The organism is Vreelandella arcis (genome assembly GCF_900103865.1).
Classification (GTDB): Bacteria; Pseudomonadota; Gammaproteobacteria; order Pseudomonadales; family Halomonadaceae; genus Vreelandella; species Vreelandella arcis.
Genome location: NZ_FNII01000012.1, coordinates 98,266 through 119,544, shown reverse-complemented (window position 1 = coordinate 119,544; position 21,279 = coordinate 98,266). Strand labels below are relative to the sequence as shown.

Sequence of the window (21,279 nt, the reverse complement as noted above, 5' to 3'; positions counted from 1 at the left end):
CCTCCTGAAGGGCCCAGCGAGACCAGCTGGTTGATAGGCACGGTGTGGAAGCGCTGCAAGGCGTTGAGCTAACGTGTACTAATGGCCCGTGAGGCTTGACCCTATAACACCCAAGGGGTCTGGTCGTGATGATAACGAAACAAACCGGATACGCGCACTGAGCCGACTGTTTAAGACACAGGGCTTGGTAAGAGACGCACACAAAACACAGCATGATATCCATTTAAAGTTACGCCTGACGACCATAGCGAGCGTGAACCACCTGATCCCTTGCCGAACTCAGCAGTGAAACCGCTTAGCGCCGATGGTAGTGTGGGGTCTCCCCATGCGAGAGTAGGTCATCGTCAGGCACCTATACCAAAAATCCCCCAGGGCTTATGCCTTGGGGGATTTTTTTGCGTGGAAGAAAAACAAGGGGGCTTTCCATGCCCCACTTTTTTGGGAAGCAGCAGGGTTGGGCGATAGGGATGTTATGATGGAGCCTAGTTAAGCCGGATATCTTTTCAGGCATATTTAAACGGTTGGATAGGAAGGTCTAAGTGACAGAGATAGTCCCCACGTCGTGGTTAGTTTACTGTCGCCCGGGTTTTGAAAATGATGCGCTCGCGGAGATGCAGCATCATGCGAAACAACTGGGTGTGCCCTGTGAGTCATCGTTGGGTGAGGGTTGGGTGACACTGATGCGCTTGGATGGAGAGCCCATTAACGACCTGCATCGCCAGGCAGCCTTTCATAAACTTATTTTTGCGAGACAGAGCCTTGCTGCACTCCCGGCGCTCACACTGTCACGAGACGACCGTGTGTCGGCCATTATTAAACAGATAAAGGCCAGCGGGTGGAGCTTTGAAGATATCTGGCATGAAACACCGGATACCAACGATGGAAAAGCCCTGGCAGGATTGATTAAAGCGCTCACAAAGCCATTGCAAAATACGCTGAAAAAACGCGGCGCGCTTAGGCGCAAAGCAGGTGCGCGGCGGCTGCACATTTTCTGGACAGATGGTGATAAAGTCCAGCTAGGAATGAGTTTTCCAGATAATAGAAGTGAACTGGTGAACGGTATTCGGCGTCTTCGTTCTCCTTCGCGTGCGCCTAGCCGCTCAACGCTTAAACTAGAAGAGGCGTGGCACGAGTTTATACCTCGTGATCAGTGGGACGAACGCCTAGCGGATACAATGCAAGCGGCCGATTTGGGGGCGGCGCCGGGTGGCTGGACATGGCAACTCGTTCAGCGGGGCATGTACGTTTATGCAATCGACAACGGCCCTATGGATTCAGAGTTGATGCGAACGGGGCAAATTGATCACTTAAAAGAAGATGGCTTTATTTGGGAGCCGCCTCAGCGCTTGGACTGGCTGGTCTGTGATATCGTTGATAAGCCAGTGCGTGTACTGGCGATGGTTGAACGTTGGTTAACGCGGAAGTGGTGCACAGAAGCTATTTTTAACCTTAAGTTGCCTATGAAAAAACGCTGGGAAGAAGTCTCCCGCTGTTTAGCTTCACTGGAGACTGCATTATCTAAAGCCAACGTATCGGCAGAAATTGCATGCCGCCACCTCTACCATGATCGCGAAGAGGTAACGGTGCATGTAAGGCTTAAACATTGAAGCCTAGTGGCTGGCTTCATAGAGTCGGATTGTTTCGTCTTCTGTTAGGAGTGGTAAAATTCGCTGCATTGCCGTGGTTCGTGCTTCACTATGGTGCCATTCGTTCCAGGCGCGTACATTGCTCCACTTGGTAATCATTAAACGACGGTCAGTATGACCAAGTTCCACAAGACTTTCGCCGCCGATAAAGCCGCGAGCGCCTAAACAAACACGCATGGTTTCCCGGGCGGCTTGTTCATACTCTTCTTCAAGTCCGGGCATAATACGCCGTTCAATGATGACTTTGATCATAAATTAAGTCTCAGCTCTGAGGATATCGATGTCTGACATTACAAAGGATGCGCCGCACCATGATGCGCTGCTGGATACAAGCGGTCTTTATTGTCCCGAGCCGATTATGCTAATGCACAATAAGGTACGCGATATGGCGTCTGGTGATGTACTTAAGGTCATTGCTACAGACCCAGCCACGACTCGAGACGTGCCTAAATTTTGCCAGTTCTTAGGCCATGAGTTGATCCAACAAGACTCACACTCAGACCAATACTGGTACTTTATACGCTTAGGCTAGGCAGCGTTAAGTGTGTTGATCGATTTAATCGATAACCCGTGTGTCTCATCAACCCTGCGGCAAAACGACCATGGCAAGTGCGTCGAGTGTCGCTGGGTCTTCTTCTAAAATGCGATTGGCAATGTGGCGCTGAAAAAAGTAAACGCTTTGGTGCCTAGACTTAGCGCTGTACAAGCAATCATCCCCCAATAAGATAGGCGTCATTTTGGCTTTATCTTCATCGGCGAGCAGTGCGTCAACGCTACCATCGCTGTATAGCCGCCAGCCGAAAACCGGCTTCATGTGCCAAGGGCTTTCGGGCCGATTCATGCATAGCGCATGGGTGCCTAATGTATCGGGTAATTGCTGAATGAGCGTTACTTCGCCAGAGGGTTCGTATTCAAAATAGTCAGCAGAAGAGACGAGTTCGTCGACTTTATGATCCGGCGGAGCATCGAAAATTTCTTCTGTTTCAGGGTCACGGTAGCCAATAAAATGACCGTTTTCGTGATTGTGAAGGGTGTGACAGTCGGCTAGTTGCTCCATCCAAGGTACTAGCCCAACCACGTGGTCGTCTTCCCTAAGCCCCCAAGCAAGCAAAGGCATTCCGTAGTAGGTGCCTGGACTCGACGCCAACTGATACACCATTTCCAATCCATCCAGCTCTGGCGCTAGACGAATAAGCGTCTTACGCGCCTGATGGCGCTGACGCACAGAATCCAGGTCGATGACCTGGGCAGAGCGGGGTGAAAGGGGTGCGCCCATAACGTCCCTCCTAATGCTGCGTGGCCACGACATTGGCGAAACAGATACGCATTTGCTCGCCGCATACTTCACCAATAGCACAGGTTGGCCTGAAGGTTAAGCGGAAAACTTTGTTTTAATGAGGCTCGCAATCAGGAAACTGCGATCTAGCGCGTTTGTGCGTATTTTTGGCTGTTTGAAATTGCTGCCAGGGGGCGTTTGACGCTTCAAGAGACAGCCACCTTGAACGGTAAGCTTGAAGCGCATCAGGCGTTTCAATGGGTTGCTGAGTAATTAAACGATTGACCGTGGTTAACCAACGTTCGGCTGAATCAGATAATGTGGCTAACGAATGCTGATTCCACTTGGGGAGGCATGTTTCGTCAGACGAGGAATGCTGGTTTAAATACTCGCTAGCGTCGTTAAGGCGCTGAGATGCGAGCATAAGCGTGCGCAGCATTTCGGCGGTTAATGGACGCGATCGTAACGTGTTGAGGTGCTGCTCCAGAGTTGACGAATCTTGCTGCCAGGCAAGGCTGAATTGATGCTCGACCATTTGCTGTAAGTAGTGCACCGCGTTTAGCTGAGACGCAATATCCGGCATGGCGTCGACTTTCAGAGGGTGGCTAGCCCGCGCAAAACTATCGATCCATTCATCGGAGTCAAAAATAGCATTCCAACTGACATAGGGCAGTTGAGCCGTTTTGACGTCAGTTAACCGTCGCAGTCGTGCGCGATCGTCTGAGCTTAGCTCCTCCGGCACATCGCTCGTCCAGCAAAGCGTTAAACGTTGCCACAGCGTTCGTTCATAAAGCCATTGCTGGCTAGGCGGCGCCACTTTACCCAGTTGATTGTTGCGCGCGGCCACTAAGGAGGTGATATTGCATTCGCGCAGTGCATAGACGTTTAGCAGCGAATGCCGCGTTTCGTCGATATCGAACAAGCGTGCTTCGCGAGAGGGGAATGCGCCAATGTTAGGCGGTGACGTCGACTCAATAGCCCCATCGGCGAGCGCGCTTTCTAGCTGTTGGAAATAAGTCTCCCATGGCTCTTCGGCCTGGTGTGGGTCACCGCAGCCTAATAGCGTTAATGGCAATAGCGACTGAGCCAATACCCAACAATAACGTTTCATGGAGATTCCTGATTGCTGATTAGACGCCGGCTAATCGTGTGTAGACGCCAAGCCAACAGTAAGGCAGCGGTGCTTAAGCCGGCAATTAAGCCGATCCAATAGCCATGAACGCCCAATGGGCCTGCGACGTTGCCTAAGCCGCGTGAGCCTAACCAGTGGCCTCCTCCCAAGCCAACCAGCCAGTAAGAAAGTACCGTAATCAGCATGACAATACGGGTATCTTTATAACCACGAAGCGCGCCCGCCAAGTTCACCTGCAGCGAATCGGAAAGTTGAAAAATAGCCGCTAAGGCGATGATCGAAAGCGCCAGAGACTGTATCGCCTGATTGGAGGTATACAGAGCAATCACCGGGGCTGCCGTTACCCACAGTAATAGGCTGTTAAGCGCGGCAACCATGACGCTAATCCCAATACCATTCCAGGCGACACCACGCGCATGGCGCATGCGTTGTTGACCGAGGGTGTTGCCGACCCGCACGGTCAGCGCCATGCTAAGTGACAAAGGCAGCATAAATAGGATGGTCGTATAACTCAGTGCGACTTGGTGAGCGCCAACGGTGACTTCGCCAAAACTGGCAATAAATAACGCGATCAGCGTGAATAAGGTGACCTCAACGAAAATCGCCACCCCGATGGGGACACCGATAACCAGCAATTCTCGAATGCCGCTCCACTTGGGGAGTGCCAAACTTTGCCATAACACGATGCCTTGATAACGGCGAGTACGGTGCGTGTAAATGGCCATCGCGATGGCCATGATCCACATTGATAGCGCGGTGGCGATACCACACCCCAGTGCGCCCAGGGCGGGAAGTTGCTGTAACCCGTTGGGTAGCCACGACCCTAGCAGGCTGGTTAAACCATCGCCGCCATAAATCAGCAAATAGTTAGCCGGTATATTGAATCCCAAACCGACTAAACTGATCCACAAAGCCGGGCGGGTATGATTCATGCCGTCCGAAAAAGCTCTTAATGCTTGAAAGACAGCAATGCCCGGCATGCCGAACGCCACGGCCGCGAGATACGCCGCAGAGGCGTGTGCGACCTGTGTCGGGACTTCCATTAACTCAAAGATGGGTAGCACGGTTACCCAAAGGAGCAGTGCGGCTAGCACTCCCAGCGCAACGGCTACCCATAAGGCCTGATGAACGGCTGGGCGAATGGCGTTAAGACGTTGCGCGCCCAATAAGTGGGCAACGATCGGCGTTAGTCCCATGAGTGTGCCCGTCATAAACAACATTAACGGCATCCACAAACTGGAGCCGACCGACACTGCTGCCAAAGAGGTGGCATTATGGCGACCCGTCATCATGACGTCGACGACACTCATGCCCGCCTGGGCGAGCTGCGCACCGCAGATAGGGAGGGCCAGACGGATAAGTTGACGCGTTTCAAGCCAGTAGACAGTGCTGTATTTATCAATCACACGACCCACTCGTTAACTCCTGAACAATATGGCCCTCAAAGCACGCTAGGTTAGCAGGTATACTGTTTAAAATAGTGATGTTGAAGAGGCTAATGTGAGTAACACGCAACAACGATGGACACTTGAAGACGTTATAGGACTATTTGATGGTGTTTTTGCCGAGCGCTATCACACCCGGTTGGTAAGAGGGGACGACGAGCCACTGTATCGGCCTGCCGATGATCGAACGCCTTACCATCAAATTATTTTTGCCCACGGTTTTTTTGCCAGTGCTCTGCACGAAGTTAGCCACTGGTGTATCGCCGGGGCTGAGCGTCGCCAACAAGAAGATTATGGTTACTGGTATTTGCCCGACGGTCGGAATGCTGAGCAGCAGCAGGCATTTGAACGGGCAGAAATCGCGCCGCAAGCCTTGGAATCTTTGTTTGCTCAGGCGTGTGGTCGTGAATTTAATGTCAGCGTCGACAATCTGGGGGGCGATGCGGCGGTTGATCGGGAAGCCTTTGCCAAAAAAGTGATTGAACGGGCGGAGCACTACAGGGAAACGGGGCTGCCAATACGCGCCAACGCCTTTTATTGTGCGTTGACGCGCTACTATCGTCATCACGCGCCTCTTGCAACGGCTATTGAACATGGCAAAGCGGCATTGTTTAGCCACGCTTGAGGCCCAGAGGTTAAACGGGCTCGGTTAGCTGTTGGTGCAGCGACAGCATTACCTCAATTTCGTGTTCGGGGCGCATTGGCTCAAGCCCCAAGTCGCTGAAGGTGTCACCACGCAAGCGATGCCAGTCACTGGCGCTAATCTGCTCATAAAGCACCGTGGCGGGGGCAAGCTCAACAAACGGGTCGAGCCCGTAGGTATCAAACAGGCGCGCAAGCGCCGCTTCATCATCGCCATTGTCGCTGGTGTAGAGTGTTTCTGAGAAGTGATCGTTTTCCAGCTCGCGAATCACATCCAGCGGGCTCACACCCAGGCTTTCCAGCTCCTCAATGCTATATGCGCCCATCACGTTGGTATCCTCATCGATCCAGCTATCGTCTGGTTGAATCAATGTTTGCTTGATACGTCCGTCTGACAGGGACCAGGCAATAGCCAGTGGCAAGCCATTATCTTCGCCCGTCTCAATGGCAATAAATCCTGGGTATTCGGTCACGCGATAACTCCTTTTAATGTTCTGTTTAGAGGCGGAAAAATTGCTGGGCGGTCTGAGTGGTTGCTGCCCCCATTTCCGCTTCGCTAATACCTCGGCATTCGGCAAGCTCCCTCACAATCCAAGGTAGCAGGGCCGGTTCGTGTCGGCGTCCTTTTAATTTCGTAGGCAGATTACGCGGTAGCAGGTAAGGGCAATCGGTTTCTACCATCAGCCGGTCAAGCGGAATCTCACGCACCAGCGGGCGCAAATGCTGGCCGCGCCGTTCGTCACAAATCCAGCCTGTTAAGCCTATATGCAAGTCTAGATCGAGATAGCCAAATAGCGTATCCCGGTCAGCGGTAAAACAATGCACCACGGCCTGGCTAATGTCGTCCCGCCACGCATGCAGCATCTCGCGCATGCGTTGGCCGGCGTCGCGCTCATGAATAAACAGCGGTAAGCCGCTTTCAGCCGCCAGGGCGAGCTGTGCTTCAAAGGCCTGCTCTTGTTGCTGGGGCGTCGAGAAATTGCGATTGAAATCAAGCCCGCATTCGCCGACGGCGACGACTTCCGGCGCAGCATGCAGGGCGGCCATCTGTTCTGCAATATCGTTGTTCCACTGGCTCGCATCGTGGGGATGTATCCCGGCGGTGGCATAGAGACCTGGATAACGCTGTGCCAGTGAAACGGCTTGCGAAGCGTGCTCAATATCGGTGCCGGTGACGATCATGGTGGTCACCTGCGCCGCTTGGGCCCGCTGAATGACCGCTTCAAGGTCTCGCCCGAAACTCTCATGCGTTAGGTTTGCACCGATATCGACCAACGGAGTGCTTGGGCGGAACTGCAATGCATCGGGTAAAAATTCATCTACGTAAGCGGTAGCCAAAGGTCACTCCCCATCGAAAAACGTAAAGCGCCATTGTAACGGTCTGCGCGGGCATTGCTCTATTAATCGCGGGCTGCTAAAACGATTTAATCGTTATAAAAACAAGTTTAAAGGTGTGTTTATGTCCTCAGACACGCCGTAAATTTTACCCGCCACGTCTATCACCGATTCCTGGAGCGCGTGTATCAACTTGTCTATGCGTTAACGGCTCAGGGCGTGAAACCGCATTGCGGAAGTGGCGGTGACTGGGGTGACCGACGATAAGTGGGGCGAGCGAGCCGCAGCAAAATCTAGATATTCCTAGGGATCGAACGTTGCCCTTCGTATGCGCGCATGCGTTACACTGTGCGACTTATTACGAAGGAGGACACTGCGTGACCCTGTTACGACTCGAACAGCTGCAACTAGCCTATGGCACCCAAGTATTGCTCGACCGCGCCGATCTCACGGTTGAGAGAGGCGAGCGGTTGGCGCTGGTCGGGCGCAATGGCACCGGTAAGTCCACCCTGCTGAAACTGGTAGCAGGCGATATTCAAGCGGATGACGGTTCGATCTGGCGGGCGCCTGGCTTAAAAATTGGTGTGTTAGCCCAGGAACTGCCCGAATCCTCCGGTATGACGATCTTTGATATGGTCGCCCAAGGGCTGCCAGAGGCGGGGGAGTTACTTTCCGAATACCATCATTTGATTAATGATCCTGACCCGGACATGAATCGAATGGCGACCCTGCAAACGCGCCTGGAGGCGATTGATGGCTGGTCATTCCATCAGCGCATCGACGTTGTGCTTACCCGCTTGGGGTTGCCTCCCGAAGCCGAAATGAGCGCGCTCTCCGGTGGCTGGCGGCGTCGCGTGGCGTTGGCCCGTGCGCTGGTCGCCGAACCTGACCTGTTGCTCCTTGATGAGCCGACCAACCACCTGGACTTGGACACCATCGCCTGGCTGGAAGAGCAGCTACTTGCCTTTAATGGCGCGGTATTGCTGATTACCCACGACCGGGCATTTCTGTCTAAACTCGCCACCAATATTCTGGAATTAGATCGTGGTAAGCTGGGGCATTATCCTGGCAATTACGCCGAGTACCAGGCGCGTAAACAGCACGAGCTGGAAGTCGAAGCGCGGGAAAACGCCGAGTTTGATAAAAAGCTGGCCCAGGAAGAAGTCTGGATTCGCCAAGGGATTAAAGCGCGACGCACGCGTAACGAAGGCCGGGTGAGAGAGCTTGAGGCGATGCGTAATGAGCGTAGCCAGCGACGCGAGCGTCAGGGCACCGCCAATTTATCCGTGGATAGCGGCGAGCGCACGGGTAAACGTGTCGTTAAGCTAAAAGGCGTCACTCATCGGTTTGGGGATGCCGCCGTTATCCGCGATCTTAACCTGGAAGTCATGCGTGGCGACCGGATTGGTTTTCTGGGGCGTAACGGCGCAGGCAAAACAACGCTGTTGAAAATCCTGCTAGGTGAGCTTGAACCCACCGAAGGCACCGTTCAGTTAGGCACCAATCTGCAAGTGGCGTACTTTGACCAGCTGCGCGCAGGGCTTGAACTAAACAAAACCGTTTACGACAACGTGGCGCAGGGTAGCGACCGCGTCAGCGTGGGGGGCAAAGATCGTCACGTGATGAGCTATCTACAGGATTTCCTGTTCACGCCTGACCGCGTTCGCCAGCCCGTGAGAGCTCTGTCAGGGGGCGAGTCCAATCGACTGCTGTTGGCCAAGCTGTTTACCCAGCCAGCCAATGTGTTGGTGCTTGACGAGCCGACCAATGACTTGGATATGGAAACCTTGGAGCTGCTTGAAGAGTTGCTGTTGAACTTCGAGGGCACGCTGCTGCTGGTATCACACGACCGTACCTTTATGGATAACGTGGTGACCAGTATGCTCGCGTTTGAAGGTGAAGGTGTCGTGCGCGAATACGTGGGCGGCTACACTGACTGGATACGCCAGGGTGGCAAGTTACCCCCTGCTCCTTGGGAGGGCGCCGCCAGGCAAAACACCGAGCCAACGTCAAAAGCGCCGCAGGAAAAGCAAGACACACCGGCTACATCGTCGAATAAGCCGGTAAAGCTTTCTTACAAGTTACAGCGTGAACTGGATGGGTTGCCTGCTGAGATAGAGCGACTTGAAAACGACGTGGAAGCGTTGGAGAAAGAAGCCGGGGATCCGACGTTCTATCAGCAGGAAGCCAGCACTGTAACTGCTAAACTGCAAGCCTTAGAGCACGCTCAGGAAGCCTTGGAGGCGGCTATGCAGCGCTGGATGGCGCTTGAAGCCAAGGCCAACGGCGAATAAATAATGTATTGAAGGTGCCAATCCGTTGGCACCTTCAATAATCTCGCGTGCTATTCTTCGCTATTTTCGCCTTTCTTGCCCACGCGTACCGCCAGTACGTCGCATTGTGCGCCGTGTAGTACGCCGGTCGAGGTGGAGCCAAGCAGTAGCGCGAAGCCGTGCCGGCCATGCGAGCCGACCACAATCAAGTCGACATCATGTTCCTCGGCAAAGCGATGGATTTCAGTATCCGGCATTCCCACCACCACATGTTGATCTGCCTCGGCAACGTGGGGGGCGGCAATTTCGGCCAATCGCTTTTTTGCATGGTCGTCCAACTGATCCTGAATGCTGGTCAAATCCATTGGAATATCGCCGCCGTAGGCGAAGCCGAGAGGCTCAAGCGTATGCATGATGGAAATTTTAGCGCGTTCATTGCGTTCTGAAATGGCAACGGCGCGTTCAAGAATTTTATGAGAATCTTTGGTCAAGTCGACGGCAACCAAAATATGGTGATAGCTCATGGCGTATCTCCTTAGTGAGTAACAAGCGCTTTCTCAGTCGTATGTTCTCTACTTTAAGTGGCGTGCCCTCTCTTAACAACGACCTAGATCATGGTTTTTTATCTGCTTCTCTATTAAGTGTGGCTCAGTTTGAAGGAAATGTGGAAATGGAATGGTTAATTATTATATTCATCATGCTGTTTGTTTTAGCCCCGGTGATGTGGCTAAAACCCAGCCCACGCCAAAAAAGAACCATGGCGATGCGTCAGCATGTTATCCATAAAGGGGTGACGGTGAAGGAAGAAAAGCCGCCGCTGCACCAGTTTCGCGGCACCATGCCCGCTTACCGCTGGCACTATCCTAAGCAGCAGCCCGGGCCTGATTTTGTACTGGTGCGCGACCAATATGCCAGCAAGGCGCTTGAGCCGTATTACGCCGGTTGGCGTTGGCGTATCGCGCCGTTAAGGCCGATACCCGCGAGCGCAGTGGAACCGCTTAACGCCTTGCTTGAACGCCTGCCCTTGGATGCCCTGGTGCTAGAGTCGACGCCCAATTCACTGACGCTGTGGTGGTGGGAGTCTCAAAATGCGGCGCGTTTTGATACGTATTTAGCCGATTTTAATCAACTGCGCGACCAGCTGTCGGGGCAGGCCGATCGCTTACCCCAAGAACCACCCCTTTCAGGAAGTCGCACTTTGTGAGTCGCGTGTTTGAATCGCCAAGCCGTTTTGTTCAATGCGCTCTAGCCATTCGCCTAGCTGCTCTAAATCAGCTTCAGAAAGGCCTTCAAACATTTCCTTACGGGCCTCTTTAGCCACACTGTCGATCTGTTCAAGCAGTGGCATCGCGTCGGCGGTAAGGTGAATACGCTTGCTGCGGCGGTCACTATCGCAGGCGCGGCGCTCTACCAATCCCTGAGCTTCCAGCTGGCTAAGCGTTCGCACCAACGAGGGGGCCTCAACGCCTATCGCACGGGCCAGGTCGCATTGGGCTTGGCCGTCGCCGAGTCGCCAGAGGTGGTAAAGCGTTACCCAGCGCGTTTGCGTAAGGCCTAGTGGGGCCAGACGCCGATCCAATATCGAACGCCACAGGTGGGGAAGGCGAGCAATGCGAAAACCAATTGATGATGCCATGATCAGCTAGTTACCAGTCAAAGTGAATAAATGAATTGTCATAATCTCAAGCGCTGAATGCAAGGTACGATCATTATTCCGCGTCGTTTGGCTCAGCATCGCGATCACGACCGGGGATAAAGCGCTGAAGATTCAACTTGCTCAAGCCAGCTGGACGGATTCGACTGTCGGCTAACGTCGCCTGTTCGGGGTCGTCGCTAACGGTAAACCGGATCAGACCTAGTCGCTGGCCGCTATCGGTCATAATATCAACGCGCCAGCGACCGCTAGGATCCTCGGGGAAGTTTTGCTTATGGCTCCATGCCCGGTAGCCCTGTTCCCGTCCGCCGTCTATGTCTAAGTCGACAACGTCCAAAAGCTCACCGTTGTGATGCCACACATGGGAAATCGTTTCACTCAAACCACGTGGCGCCCGAATGGCCGTGTAAACATACAGCCCCTTATCGGTGATCGCCTGAGGCGTTAATGCGCTGGAGCCGCGGGGCTCTCGCTGTTGAATATTGAGTGCCGGCGAGAGTGCGCTACCTGTCATCCACAGGCTTGCCGGTGGCACCCAGGCGCGGCCGATCCAGGCGACACCCGCCAGCAAGGCCAGCAGTGTTAACAACATCAGCCAGCCCATAATGGAGCTCTGTTTCAATAGGTGCCAAACACTGGGTAGCGCCACGAAAATCGTTACGACAATCGCCAAGAGTAAGCTTTGTCCGGTGGTGAGGTGGAGCATGATGGGCAGGGTGACAAGCACCACCAAAAACACGCACATTGCATGAAAAATGAAGTAGACACTACGCCAGCGCCCGGCCATTTGGTAATAAAGTGGGTCGATGATAGACAAGGCGGCCATACCAATTACACATAGCGCGAACAGGCTTTGGCCACTGTTCCAAACGGTGGTGATTAAAATAAACGGCAGGGTGAAAAATAACGTTTCCTGGTGGATCATTTGGGCGATAAACGCGGCAATACCTTTGGGTAGGGTGGGATACCCGCGACGGGCAAGCCAGCGACCCAGTAAACTTTCTGATAGCAATAATACCCAGGCAAATAGCAACCCCAACGCCAATGCCGCGCCTAGCCATTGCTGACGGTCGACCAGAAAGAAGCTACTTAAGCCAGCCGCAAACGCCAATGGCGGCCAAAGCCAACTCCAGGGTTTTAAACGAACAACAAGTCGCTCAACGAACGACTGCAACGCGGCGATGCGCGCCTGTGTCAGCAGCGTGCTCATAACAAAGAAACCCAGGTGGTCAAAGAGCCATGATCCTATCAGCCTGAACGCATAGCGGGGAGCTCTGGTCGAAGAAGTGAATGAAATTAGCCGAAAGTATGGGCTTGACGTTCTTGGGTAACTCAACCAAGCTAACGCAATCAAACGACCGTATGAAATGCGCGGCGGGTTCAATCGCATGGGCCAGCCCGAACTTGTGGAGAGAGCGCGGATGATCTATCAAGGCAATGCCATCACGGTGGAGCGTCGTGACACCCAAGGTGGCCATAATATCGCAATGCTCACTTTCGATTTGAAAGACGAGTCCGTCAATAAACTGTCCAGCGCCGTCGTCTCCGAATTAGGGGACGCGGTAAAAGCGCTGCAGGCCGAGAGCGATTTGCAGGGCTTGGTGATTGGCAGCGCCAAAGACGCCTTCATCGTGGGTGCTGATATTACCGAGTTCCACAGCCTGTTCGATAAAGGCGAAGAGTACCTAGTGGAAATGAACCTCAAGGTACACGATATTTTCAATGCCATTGAAGATCTGCCTTTCCCGACGGTAACGGCCATTAACGGGCTGGCGCTGGGCGGTGGCTGTGAAGTGCTGCTGACCACCGATTTCCGCGTGATGAGCGAAAAGGCCAAGATTGGCCTGCCGGAAACCAAGCTAGGCATTTTGCCCGGCTGGGGTGGCTGTGTGCGCCTGCCGCGGCTGATCGGCGCCGACAACGCGATTGAATGGATTGCGGGCGGTACTGAAAATCGTGCAGATGCCGCGCTCAATATGGGGGCAGTGGACGCGGTTGTTGCCCATGAGCTTCTTCTAGACGCCGCGCTGGATATCCTCGACCGTGCCAACACCGGCGAGCTTGATTACCCGGCGCGCCGCGAAGAAAAAACCGGCCCGCTTAAGCTCAATGCTATCGAGCAGATGATGGCGTTTGAAACCGCCAAAGGCTATGTGGCGGGCAAAGCGGGGCCGCATTATCCTGCGCCGGTTGAAGCGATTAAAGTCATTCAAAAAGGCGCGGGTGAAACCCGTAGCCGTGCTCAAGCGATTGAGGCAAAGGCCTTTGCCAAGCTGGCGCTGAGCAGCGTGGCGTTTAATCTGGTCGGTCTGTTCATGAACGACCAGTTGGTCAAGAAGAAAGGCAGCAAGTACGAAAAGCAGGCGCAGCCGGTTAATCAAACCGCCGTGCTGGGTGCCGGCATTATGGGCGGCGGTATCGCCTACCAAAGCGCCTCGAAAGGCACGCCAATCTTGATGAAAGACATCAAAGACGACGCCATTGAGCTGGGCCTGAAAGAGGCGCGTAAGCTGTTTGCCAAACAGGTCGAGCGTAAAAAGCTGACCACCGAGCAGATGGCCGAAAAGCTGACCAATATTCGACCAACGCTGTCCTATGGTGATTTCGGCAACGTCGATTTAGTTGTCGAGGCGGTGGTCGAAAACCCGAAAGTCAAAGACGCGGTGCTCACCGAAGTTGAAGGCTTGGTAAGCGAAAACACCATTTTGACCTCCAATACGTCGACGATTTCGATCAATCGCTTGGCGCAAAATCTTAAGCGTCCGGAAAACTTCTGCGGTATGCACTTCTTTAACCCGGTGCACCGTATGCCGCTGGTGGAAGTGATCCGCGGTGAAAAAACCTCGGATGCTGCGGTTGCCGCCACGGTGGCCTACGCGCGTGCCATGGGCAAAACCCCCATCGTGGTTAACGACTGCCCAGGGTTCTTGGTTAACCGTGTATTGTTCCCTTATTTCGGCGGTTTCAGCTTCCTGGTTGAGCAGGGTGCTGACTTCCAGCACGTTGATAAGGTCATGGAGAAATTTGGCTGGCCGATGGGACCCGCGTACCTGCTGGACGTCGTCGGCATGGACACGGCGGTTCACGCCAATGACGTTATGGCCGAAGGTTTCCCCGACCGGATGGCGCGGGATGGCAAAACCGCCATCCAGGTCATGTACGACAATGAGCGCTTAGGCCAAAAGAACGACAAGGGTTTTTACGCTTACGAAGAGGACAAAAAGGGTAAGCCGAAGAAAGTCACCGATGATGCGGCTTACGCCTTAGTCAAAGACGTAGTCAAAGAGCACAAAGAATTTTCCGACGACGACATCATTGCCCGCATGATGGTGCCACTGTGCTTAGAAACCGTGCGCTGCCTGGAAGACGGTATCGTCGCGACACCCGCCGAAGCCGATATGGCGCTTATTTACGGCATTGGTTTTCCGCCATTCCGTGGTGGTGCGCTGCGTTACATCGACGCCATGGGCGTGGCCGAGTTTGTCAAACTGGCTGAAGGTTTGGCAGAGGAACTGGGACCGCTTTACGCGCCAACCGAGAAACTGCGCCAAATGGCTGAACAGAACGAGCTTTTCTACGCTGCCGGCGCTCAGGCCTAAGTCACCACGTACAGGAGTATTATGATGAGTTTGAATCCGAGAGATATCGTGGTGGTAGACGCCGTACGCACCGCCATGGCAAAAGCAAAAAACGGCGCGTTTCGTAACGTTCGCGCAGAAAATCTATCAGCGGCCGCTATGCAGGCACTGTTTCAGCGCAACGCCAACCTGGACGCCTCAGAAGTCGATGACGTGATTTGGGGCTGTGTGAACCAGACACTTGAACAGTCCATGAACATTGCGCGCAACGCCGCCATCATGACCGGCATTCCTCGTTCGGTGCCGGCGCAAACCGTTAACCGCCTGTGCGGCTCTTCCATGAGTGCGCTGCATATCGCATCGGCCAACATCAAAGCCGGTATGGGGGATTTCTACATCATCGGCGGCGTCGAGCACATGGAACACGTGCCGATGACCCACGGGGTTGACGTCAACCCTGCGGCCAGCAAGCACGCCGCGAAAGCCGCCATGATGATGGGCCTAACCGCGGAGTTGCTGGGTAAAATGCACGGCGTATCTCGCGAAGACCAGGACAAATTTGGCGTACGCTCGCATCAGCGCGCGCAAGCTGCCATGGAAAAAGGCTACTTTGACAACGAAATCATCGGCGTTGAAGGTCACGACCAGCGCGGCTTTAAAGTGATGGTTCAAAACGACGAAGTGATTCGCCCTGACGCGAGCCTGGAGTCGATGGGCAACCTTAAGCCGGTGTTTGATCCGCGCAATGGAACCGTTACCGCAGGAACATCCTCTGCGCTGTCAGTAGGGGCCTCAGCGATGGCTGTAATGAGCTACGAGCGTGCCCAGGCGCTAGGGCTTGAGCCCATCGCCAAAGTGCTGTCGACCGGCGTTGCCGGGTGCGATGCGTCGATCATGGGTTACGGCCCGGTGCCTGCTTCTAAAAAGGCACTGAAAGCGGCAGGCCTGTCCGCGGCGGATATTCAAACCGTCGAGCTCAATGAAGCCTTTGCCGCTCAGGGGATTCCCGTCCTGAAAGACCTTGGCTTCCTGGATGCAATGGACGAGAAGGTCAATCTTCACGGCGGCGCCATTGCGCTGGGCCACCCTCTAGGCTGTTCCGGATCGCGCATCTGTACAACGCTGCTTAACGTCATGCAGCAGCGCGACACCACCCTCGGTCTCGCCACCATGTGTATCGGCATGGGGCAGGGGGTTGCCACGGTGTTTGAACGGCTTAAGTAATCGTGGCTTGAGCAAGACAGTAAAACGGCACCTCTCGGGGTGCCGTTTTTATTACGTGCCACGTTATTTTGAAAAGTCGTTTATTCGCTTTGAAATGCGCTGCGATGGAAATGGGCCGCCGCCTCAACCTCTGCAACGCCGCAGCTGTCGGGGACGGGAATCGTCTGACCGGCGAGGACGGAAAGCACGGCGCGCGTGCCGTTGGCCAGCGATTCGAGGTTATAGCCGCCTTCCAGCACAAAGACCAGACGGCCGTCGCAGTGCTTTTCCGCCAGCTGCTGTAAAAAACCGGTCAAGGCGCCAAACCCCTCGTAGGAAACGTTGAGTGCCAGATCGTGCCAGTGCGGATCAAACCCGGCGGAAACGAGGATGATATCGGGTTTGAACCATTCGGTTGCCGGCGCCAGGATGTCATGAAACGCCTTGAGGTAGGCTTCATCCCCAGCACCGGCGGGAAGCGGCACGTTGACGGTAGTGCCTTCGGCGAGCCCGGCACCGACTTCTTCCAGGTGGCCCGAGCCTGGGTAAAAAGGGGCTGCGCGGTGTATATCAAAAAACATCACGTCGGGTTCGGCCCAAAAGATATCTTGTGTGCCGTTGCCGTGGTGGGCGTCCCAATCGATGATTAGAACTCTTTCGCAGCCCAGGGCGCTGCGTGCATGGGCCGCCGCTACCGCCACATTGTTAAACAAACAAAAACCCCGCGCGCGCACGGGTTCTGCATGGTGGCCGGGTGGTCGCACGAGGGCAAACGCGCTCTTGGTGCGTTTTTCCATGACCGCTTCTACAGCCGCAATAGCGGTGCCGGCGGCGACTTCGGCGGCGTCAATGCTGCCTGGCGAAACGGCGGTGGTATCCACATCCAGCCAGGCATTTTTGCCTCTTAAGCTAAAAATATCGCTTAAATAGGATGTGGTGTGTACCCGGGCTAGCTGTTCGTGCGTCGCGGCTTGGCCGCCCTCGATGACAAGTCCTTCGATCGGTGCTTTGTTAAGCAATTGTTGAATCGCTTTTAGCCGCCCAGGATGTTCCGGGTATTTCCACGGCACTGGCAGGCCCGCAAGCAGGTGGCGAATGCGTTTATCAATACGATCCGGTAAAAAATCCGCCTCGATATTAGGTTCGTGAGCAAGAACACGATCGTCATAAAAAGCGATGACCTTGTGCATAATGGCTACCTGAAATATATGCGTTGGCTAATAGCAAGCTCACGCGCGGTGTTAACAGGTACTTGTATGACACGACAGGCGCGGCATGCTTTCTTATAGTAAGGCAGGGTTGGCGACGTTATACAATGCCATTATCCATACTCACCGCTAAATACAGCCCTAGCTCTTCCACTTGTGTCACAAAATTATCTTGCCAATCGCCGTGCAGGATGAGCGGGGCCTGGATCCAGCGCCAGCGCAGCCCGGTCACAATGCCCTCAACCGCTCGCTGCGTGCCGGTTCCATCTAGCCCCGCGCGAATATAAAGCGCGCAAGGCAGGCCTTGTTTTTCTTCGAGTACGCCGTAGTAGCTGCGGTCGAAGAAGTCTTTGAGCGCACCGCTCATATACCCCAGATTTTCTGTGGTGCCTAACAAGATGCCATCGCAGGCCAACACATCGTCTGGTCCGGCCTCGAAAGGTGTTTTGACGACGCAGCTAACGTTTTCAATCTCGTCGTGCGTCGCTCCCCGGTAAGCAGCCTCGCTGAGTGCTCGGGTATTGGTCGAGGGCGCATGGGCGACAATCAGCAGTTGTTTCATGATAGATAGCCTGTGGGAGTAACGGTTTGCGTCGTCGACATGAGGTGCCACACTAGCCAATAGTCTACTGACGAGAGCCTATATGCCGACGAATACCACGATCAATGTGTACTACGATGCGATTTGTCCTGGCTGCCGCAAGGATCGGCGACGCTTTGAGCGTTGGGCAGGCAAACGCGCAACGGATATTGAATGGCTCGATGTGACCGAACATCAACAGCAATTGCGTGACAAGGGGATATCCCCTGAAGCTGCTCTGCGTTCGCTGCACATCGAGTGCAGTGACGGGCGTATGATTGAAGGTATCGATGCCTACCGGTTGCTCATGCAGCGTATACCAATATTGTATCCCGTGGCATGGTTAGTGGGCCTGCCGGGGATTAAACCCGCACTGCGTCGTTACTACGATCACTGGGTGGCGCAACGCTTGAAGCGTGAGGGCCGCTGGCCATCCCAATAAAACACACTGACGCGAGGTCGCATTGACAGCGTTGCGCTTTTCGTCAAGGCTTTCGGCACACCTTCATTCATTGGATGATTAAGGAGAACCCCATGGCGTTTGCCCTATCCTCAATGCACGTCACCAGTAGCGCCTTTGACAATCATCAGGCCATTCCTGATAAGCATACCGCTGAACACGAAGACGTCTCGCCAGCGCTAGCATGGCAGGGCGCGCCGGAAGGCACTAAAGGCTTTGCCGTGATCTGTCATGACCCCGATGCGCCGCTGGTAAAAGAAGGCACCTACGGGTTTGTCCACTGGGTGTTGTATAACCTGCCGGGGGATCTCAATGAACTGAGCGAAAATACCTCGCTAGGCACCGTGGGCGCCAACGATTTCGGTAAGCAGGGTTACGGCGGCCCAATGCCGCCAGAAGGGCACGGTCAGCATCTTTACTACTTCTGGGTGCTGGCGTTGGATCATCAAACGTCTTTGCCCGAAGGGCTAACCCTTGCCGAGCTACTACGTGAAGTTGAACCGAACCTGCTGGGGATGAACCGTTTGGTAGGCACCTACCAGCGCAACTAACGTGCCCTAGCTCTGCTCATCAATTTGATCAAAAGCCTGCGAAATCCTTCGCAGGCTTTTTTGGTTGAGCCGTAATAGCTTTATTAAATGATAATGATTGCCTTTTTTGATGGAAACAGCCGCGAACGTGCCACGAAATTACGCAATTTGATAAGGATTTTGCAGAAGGGCTTCACATCAAATTTATACAGGACTAAAATGGTCCCCAATTAAACGGATAGGCCAAATGCAACGGCTAACGGGAGTCGACATGCTTAAGCTTTCTCGGCTGACAGACTATGCCGCCGTGGTGATGGCGCAAATTGCCCGTCAGCCACAGGCATCGCATGCCGCTGCTGATCTAGCAGAGGCCGTGCAGTTGCCGCATCCCACAGTGAGCAAAACGCTCAAAATGCTGGTGAAAGCAGATCTGCTAACGTCACAGCGTGGTGCTCAAGGCGGCTATCGCCTCGCGAGGCCCGCCTCCCACATCACGGCGGCTGATATCATTTCAGCGATTGAAGGGCCTGTGGCAATGACCGAATGCAGCCAAGCAGAAGGTGACTGCGAACTCGTTGCGACCTGTGGTGTGGCGGACAATTGGCAGCGGGTATCCCTTGCAATTCGAACGCTGCTGGAAAGCGTGACGCTTGCGCATTTGGCTGATACCACACCGATCAAGCTACCCGTACAGCTACCTATTCAAAGTATAAGTCTATCGGCCGTCACCGCATGACTGGCATGACCGATATAGGCACTTATCTTCTATTGACGGCGAGCTAACCTCGCCACCCAACTGCCCGGAGGGTATGACCATGGCAACCGAAGAAATGGAACAGTTGGTTCGTCGCGATTACAAAGAAGGCTTTGTAACAGATATCGAAAGCGACACCCTGCCACCTGGCCTGGACGAAAACACCATCGCCTTTATATCCAATAAAAAAGGCGAGCCGGAGTGGATGCTGGAGTGGCGCTTGGAGGCTTTTCGTCAGTGGCAGAAGATGAAAGAGCCATCCTGGGCGCATCTGAACTATCCGCCGATTGACTACCAGTCGATTTCCTATTTCAGTGCTCCTAAGCGTCCGGAAGATCGTCCTCAGAGCCTCGACGAAGTCGATCCCAAGCTACTGGAAACCTACGAAAAACTGGGTATTCCGTTACATGAGCGGGCGGCGCTTGCGGGTGTGGCGGTCGATGCGGTATTTGACTCCGTCTCCGTTGCCACGACGTTTAAAAAGCAGTTGGCCGAAGCGGGGGTTATTTTCTGCTCGATCTCCGAAGCGATCCGTGATTACCCAGAACTGGTTAAACAGTACTTGGGAACCGTGGTGCCACAAAATGATAACTATTTTGCGGCGTTGAACTCTGCTGTGTTTACCGATGGGTCTTTTGTCTTCGTGCCGGAAGGCGTGACCTGCCCGATGGAGCTGTCGACCTACTTCCGTATCAATGCCGCCAACACCGGCCAATTTGAGCGTACGCTGATCATCTGCGAAAGCCGCGCCCAGGTCTCATATTTGGAAGGCTGTACAGCGCCAATGCGCGACGAAAACCAGCTGCACGCGGCGGTGGTAGAGCTTGTCGCATTAGACGATGCCTATATCAAGTATTCCACGGTACAGAACTGGTACCCGGGTGATGAAGATGGCAAGGGCGGCATTTACAACTTCGTGACCAAGCGTGGCGAGTGCCGCGGCGCGCGTTCGCGTATCAGTTGGACTCAGGTTGAAACCGGGTCAGCGATTACCTGGAAATACCCGTCCTGCGTGCTGCGCGGTAAAGACAGTATCGGCGAGTTCTATTCTGTCGCCGTGACTAACGGCCGCCAGCAGGCTGATACCGGCACCAAGATGATCCACATTGGGGAAGGTACCCGCTCCTATATCGTGGCCAAAGGTATCTCTGCCGGTAAGAGCGATCAGTCCTACCGCGGTTTGGTGAAAATCGGCCCGCGCGCCAAAGGGGCCCGTAACTTTACCCAGTGCGACTCGCTGCTGATTGGTGACAAGTCAGGTGCGCATACTTTCCCGTACCAGGAAATCGGCAACAGCACCGCCAAGGTTGAACACGAGGCGACGACCTCCAAAATTGGTGAAGACCAGCTGTTCTACTGCCAGAGCCGGGGTATCACCGAGGAAGACGCGGTCAGCATGATCGTTAACGGCTTCTGTAAGGATGTCTTCCAAGAGTTGCCGATGGAGTTTGCGGTTGAGGCTGAAGCGCTCCTCAACGTGACATTGGAAGGCGCGGTAGGCTAAGCGCGCTACGGCACTAGACAATTTTTATGAGCGTCGCATAAGCGATCGGTAAGCATTTG

General features: G+C 54.2%; 22 protein-coding genes and 2 rRNA genes. 13 read left to right on the top strand and 11 right to left on the bottom strand.

Annotation, left to right across the window (positions count from 1 at the left end; genetic code table 11):
• The 3 genes from BLR97_RS14775 to rlmM form a co-directional block, all read left to right on the top strand.
• Nucleotides 1–103: ribosomal RNA gene (locus BLR97_RS14775) — 23S ribosomal RNA — on the top strand; the annotation flags it as partial.
• A 131-nt stretch (nucleotides 104–234) separates the two neighbouring features.
• Nucleotides 235–350, top strand: a 5S ribosomal RNA gene (gene rrf / locus BLR97_RS14770).
• 189 nt (nucleotides 351–539) lie between these two features.
• A complete protein-coding gene (rlmM, locus tag BLR97_RS14765) occupies nucleotides 540–1,607 on the top strand; it encodes a 23S rRNA (cytidine(2498)-2'-O)-methyltransferase RlmM (protein ID WP_089707296.1) in 1,068 nt (355 codons plus the stop codon).
• A 3-nt stretch (nucleotides 1,608–1,610) separates the two neighbouring features.
• Here the strand turns inward: rlmM and BLR97_RS14760 are convergent, their stop codons facing one another.
• Nucleotides 1,611–1,898, bottom strand: coding sequence for an antibiotic biosynthesis monooxygenase family protein (locus BLR97_RS14760; RefSeq protein WP_089707295.1), 288 nt, complete (start codon nucleotides 1,896–1,898; stop codon nucleotides 1,611–1,613).
• 28 nt (nucleotides 1,899–1,926) lie between these two features.
• On the opposite strand from BLR97_RS14760, the gene tusA reads away from it, so the two are divergent.
• Nucleotides 1,927–2,178, top strand: coding sequence for a sulfurtransferase TusA (gene tusA, locus BLR97_RS14755; RefSeq protein WP_089707294.1), 252 nt, complete (start codon nucleotides 1,927–1,929; stop codon nucleotides 2,176–2,178).
• A gap of 48 nt (nucleotides 2,179–2,226) precedes the next feature.
• On the opposite strand, the gene BLR97_RS14750 is transcribed toward tusA, so the two are convergent.
• From BLR97_RS14750 to BLR97_RS14740, 3 genes are all read right to left on the bottom strand, one after another.
• Nucleotides 2,227–2,922 carry a hypothetical protein gene (locus BLR97_RS14750; protein ID WP_089707293.1) on the bottom strand — a complete coding sequence of 232 codons (696 nt, stop codon included), beginning with the start codon at nucleotides 2,920–2,922 and terminating at the stop codon, nucleotides 2,227–2,229.
• A 115-nt stretch (nucleotides 2,923–3,037) separates the two neighbouring features.
• Nucleotides 3,038–4,033 (bottom strand): DUF3080 family protein, encoded by a 996-nt coding sequence (locus tag BLR97_RS14745; protein WP_089707292.1) that lies wholly within the window; start codon nucleotides 4,031–4,033, stop codon nucleotides 3,038–3,040.
• Nucleotides 4,030–5,469, bottom strand: a complete 1,440-nt coding sequence (locus BLR97_RS14740) for an MATE family efflux transporter (protein WP_089707291.1) — start codon at nucleotides 5,467–5,469, stop codon at nucleotides 4,030–4,032. Before BLR97_RS14740 ends, BLR97_RS14745 begins: the two co-directional genes overlap by 4 nt.
• An 85-nt stretch (nucleotides 5,470–5,554) precedes the next feature.
• Between BLR97_RS14740 and BLR97_RS14735 the strand changes: the two genes are divergently transcribed.
• Entirely contained in the window at nucleotides 5,555–6,124 is a 570-nt protein-coding gene (locus BLR97_RS14735; protein WP_089707290.1) for an elongation factor P hydroxylase, read from the top strand.
• Nucleotides 6,125–6,134: 10 nt separating this feature from the next.
• On the opposite strand, the gene BLR97_RS14730 is transcribed toward BLR97_RS14735, so the two are convergent.
• Entirely contained in the window at nucleotides 6,135–6,614 is a 480-nt protein-coding gene (locus BLR97_RS14730) for a hypothetical protein (protein ID WP_089707289.1), read from the bottom strand.
• Between the two features lie 25 nt (nucleotides 6,615–6,639).
• Nucleotides 6,640–7,479 (bottom strand): TatD family hydrolase, encoded by an 840-nt coding sequence (locus BLR97_RS14725; protein WP_089707288.1) that lies wholly within the window; start codon nucleotides 7,477–7,479, stop codon nucleotides 6,640–6,642.
• 374 nt (nucleotides 7,480–7,853) lie between these two features.
• Between BLR97_RS14725 and BLR97_RS14720 the strand changes: the two genes are divergently transcribed.
• On the top strand, nucleotides 7,854–9,770 hold the full coding sequence (locus tag BLR97_RS14720; RefSeq protein ID WP_089707287.1) for an ATP-binding cassette domain-containing protein: 1,917 nt from the start codon (nucleotides 7,854–7,856) through the stop codon (nucleotides 9,768–9,770).
• 50 nt (nucleotides 9,771–9,820) lie between these two features.
• Here BLR97_RS14720 and BLR97_RS14715 read toward each other — a convergent pair whose 3' ends face one another.
• Nucleotides 9,821–10,273, bottom strand: a complete 453-nt coding sequence (locus BLR97_RS14715; RefSeq protein WP_089707286.1) for a universal stress protein — start codon at nucleotides 10,271–10,273, stop codon at nucleotides 9,821–9,823.
• A gap of 146 nt (nucleotides 10,274–10,419) precedes the next feature.
• On the opposite strand from BLR97_RS14715, the gene BLR97_RS14710 reads away from it, so the two are divergent.
• The gene (locus BLR97_RS14710) at nucleotides 10,420–10,953 is read left to right on the top strand and encodes a preprotein translocase subunit YajC (protein WP_089707285.1); all 534 of its coding nucleotides are present in this window, start codon (nucleotides 10,420–10,422) and stop codon (nucleotides 10,951–10,953) included.
• On the opposite strand, the gene slyA is transcribed toward BLR97_RS14710, so the two are convergent.
• Nucleotides 10,933–11,385, bottom strand: coding sequence for a transcriptional regulator SlyA (gene slyA / locus BLR97_RS14705; protein WP_089707284.1), 453 nt, complete (start codon nucleotides 11,383–11,385; stop codon nucleotides 10,933–10,935). The two genes, BLR97_RS14710 and slyA, sit on opposite strands and share 21 nt — an antisense overlap.
• Before the next feature lie 73 nt (nucleotides 11,386–11,458).
• Nucleotides 11,459–12,613, bottom strand: a complete 1,155-nt coding sequence (locus BLR97_RS14700; protein ID WP_089707283.1) for a DUF5924 family protein — start codon at nucleotides 12,611–12,613, stop codon at nucleotides 11,459–11,461.
• A 211-nt stretch (nucleotides 12,614–12,824) separates the two neighbouring features.
• Here BLR97_RS14700 and fadB point away from each other — a divergent pair, with 211 nt between their 5' ends.
• Nucleotides 12,825–15,002: a fatty acid oxidation complex subunit alpha FadB gene (fadB, locus tag BLR97_RS14695; RefSeq protein WP_089707298.1), complete on the top strand. Its 2,178-nt coding sequence runs from the start codon at nucleotides 12,825–12,827 to the stop codon at nucleotides 15,000–15,002.
• A gap of 24 nt (nucleotides 15,003–15,026) precedes the next feature.
• Nucleotides 15,027–16,205 (top strand): acetyl-CoA C-acyltransferase FadA, encoded by a 1,179-nt coding sequence (gene fadA / locus BLR97_RS14690; protein WP_089707282.1) that lies wholly within the window; start codon nucleotides 15,027–15,029, stop codon nucleotides 16,203–16,205.
• Between the two features lie 80 nt (nucleotides 16,206–16,285).
• On the opposite strand, the gene BLR97_RS14685 is transcribed toward fadA, so the two are convergent.
• Nucleotides 16,286–17,374 carry a histone deacetylase family protein gene (locus tag BLR97_RS14685; protein ID WP_089707281.1) on the bottom strand — a complete coding sequence of 363 codons (1,089 nt, stop codon included), beginning with the start codon at nucleotides 17,372–17,374 and terminating at the stop codon, nucleotides 16,286–16,288.
• Nucleotides 17,375–17,492: 118 nt separating this feature from the next.
• Nucleotides 17,493–17,954 (bottom strand): flavodoxin family protein, encoded by a 462-nt coding sequence (locus tag BLR97_RS14680; protein WP_089707280.1) that lies wholly within the window; start codon nucleotides 17,952–17,954, stop codon nucleotides 17,493–17,495.
• An 82-nt stretch (nucleotides 17,955–18,036) separates the two neighbouring features.
• Between BLR97_RS14680 and BLR97_RS14675 the strand changes: the two genes are divergently transcribed.
• From BLR97_RS14675 to sufB, 4 genes are all read left to right on the top strand, one after another.
• On the top strand, nucleotides 18,037–18,414 hold the full coding sequence (locus BLR97_RS14675) for a thiol-disulfide oxidoreductase DCC family protein (protein WP_089707279.1): 378 nt from the start codon (nucleotides 18,037–18,039) through the stop codon (nucleotides 18,412–18,414).
• A gap of 92 nt (nucleotides 18,415–18,506) precedes the next feature.
• Nucleotides 18,507–18,983 carry a YbhB/YbcL family Raf kinase inhibitor-like protein gene (locus BLR97_RS14670; RefSeq protein ID WP_089707278.1) on the top strand — a complete coding sequence of 159 codons (477 nt, stop codon included), beginning with the start codon at nucleotides 18,507–18,509 and terminating at the stop codon, nucleotides 18,981–18,983.
• 250 nt (nucleotides 18,984–19,233) lie between these two features.
• Nucleotides 19,234–19,698, top strand: coding sequence for an SUF system Fe-S cluster assembly regulator (locus BLR97_RS14665; RefSeq protein WP_089707277.1), 465 nt, complete (start codon nucleotides 19,234–19,236; stop codon nucleotides 19,696–19,698).
• 79 nt (nucleotides 19,699–19,777) lie between these two features.
• Nucleotides 19,778–21,220 carry a Fe-S cluster assembly protein SufB gene (gene sufB / locus BLR97_RS14660; protein ID WP_089707276.1) on the top strand — a complete coding sequence of 481 codons (1,443 nt, stop codon included), beginning with the start codon at nucleotides 19,778–19,780 and terminating at the stop codon, nucleotides 21,218–21,220.
• The last annotated feature ends 59 nt before the right edge of the window (nucleotides 21,221–21,279 follow it).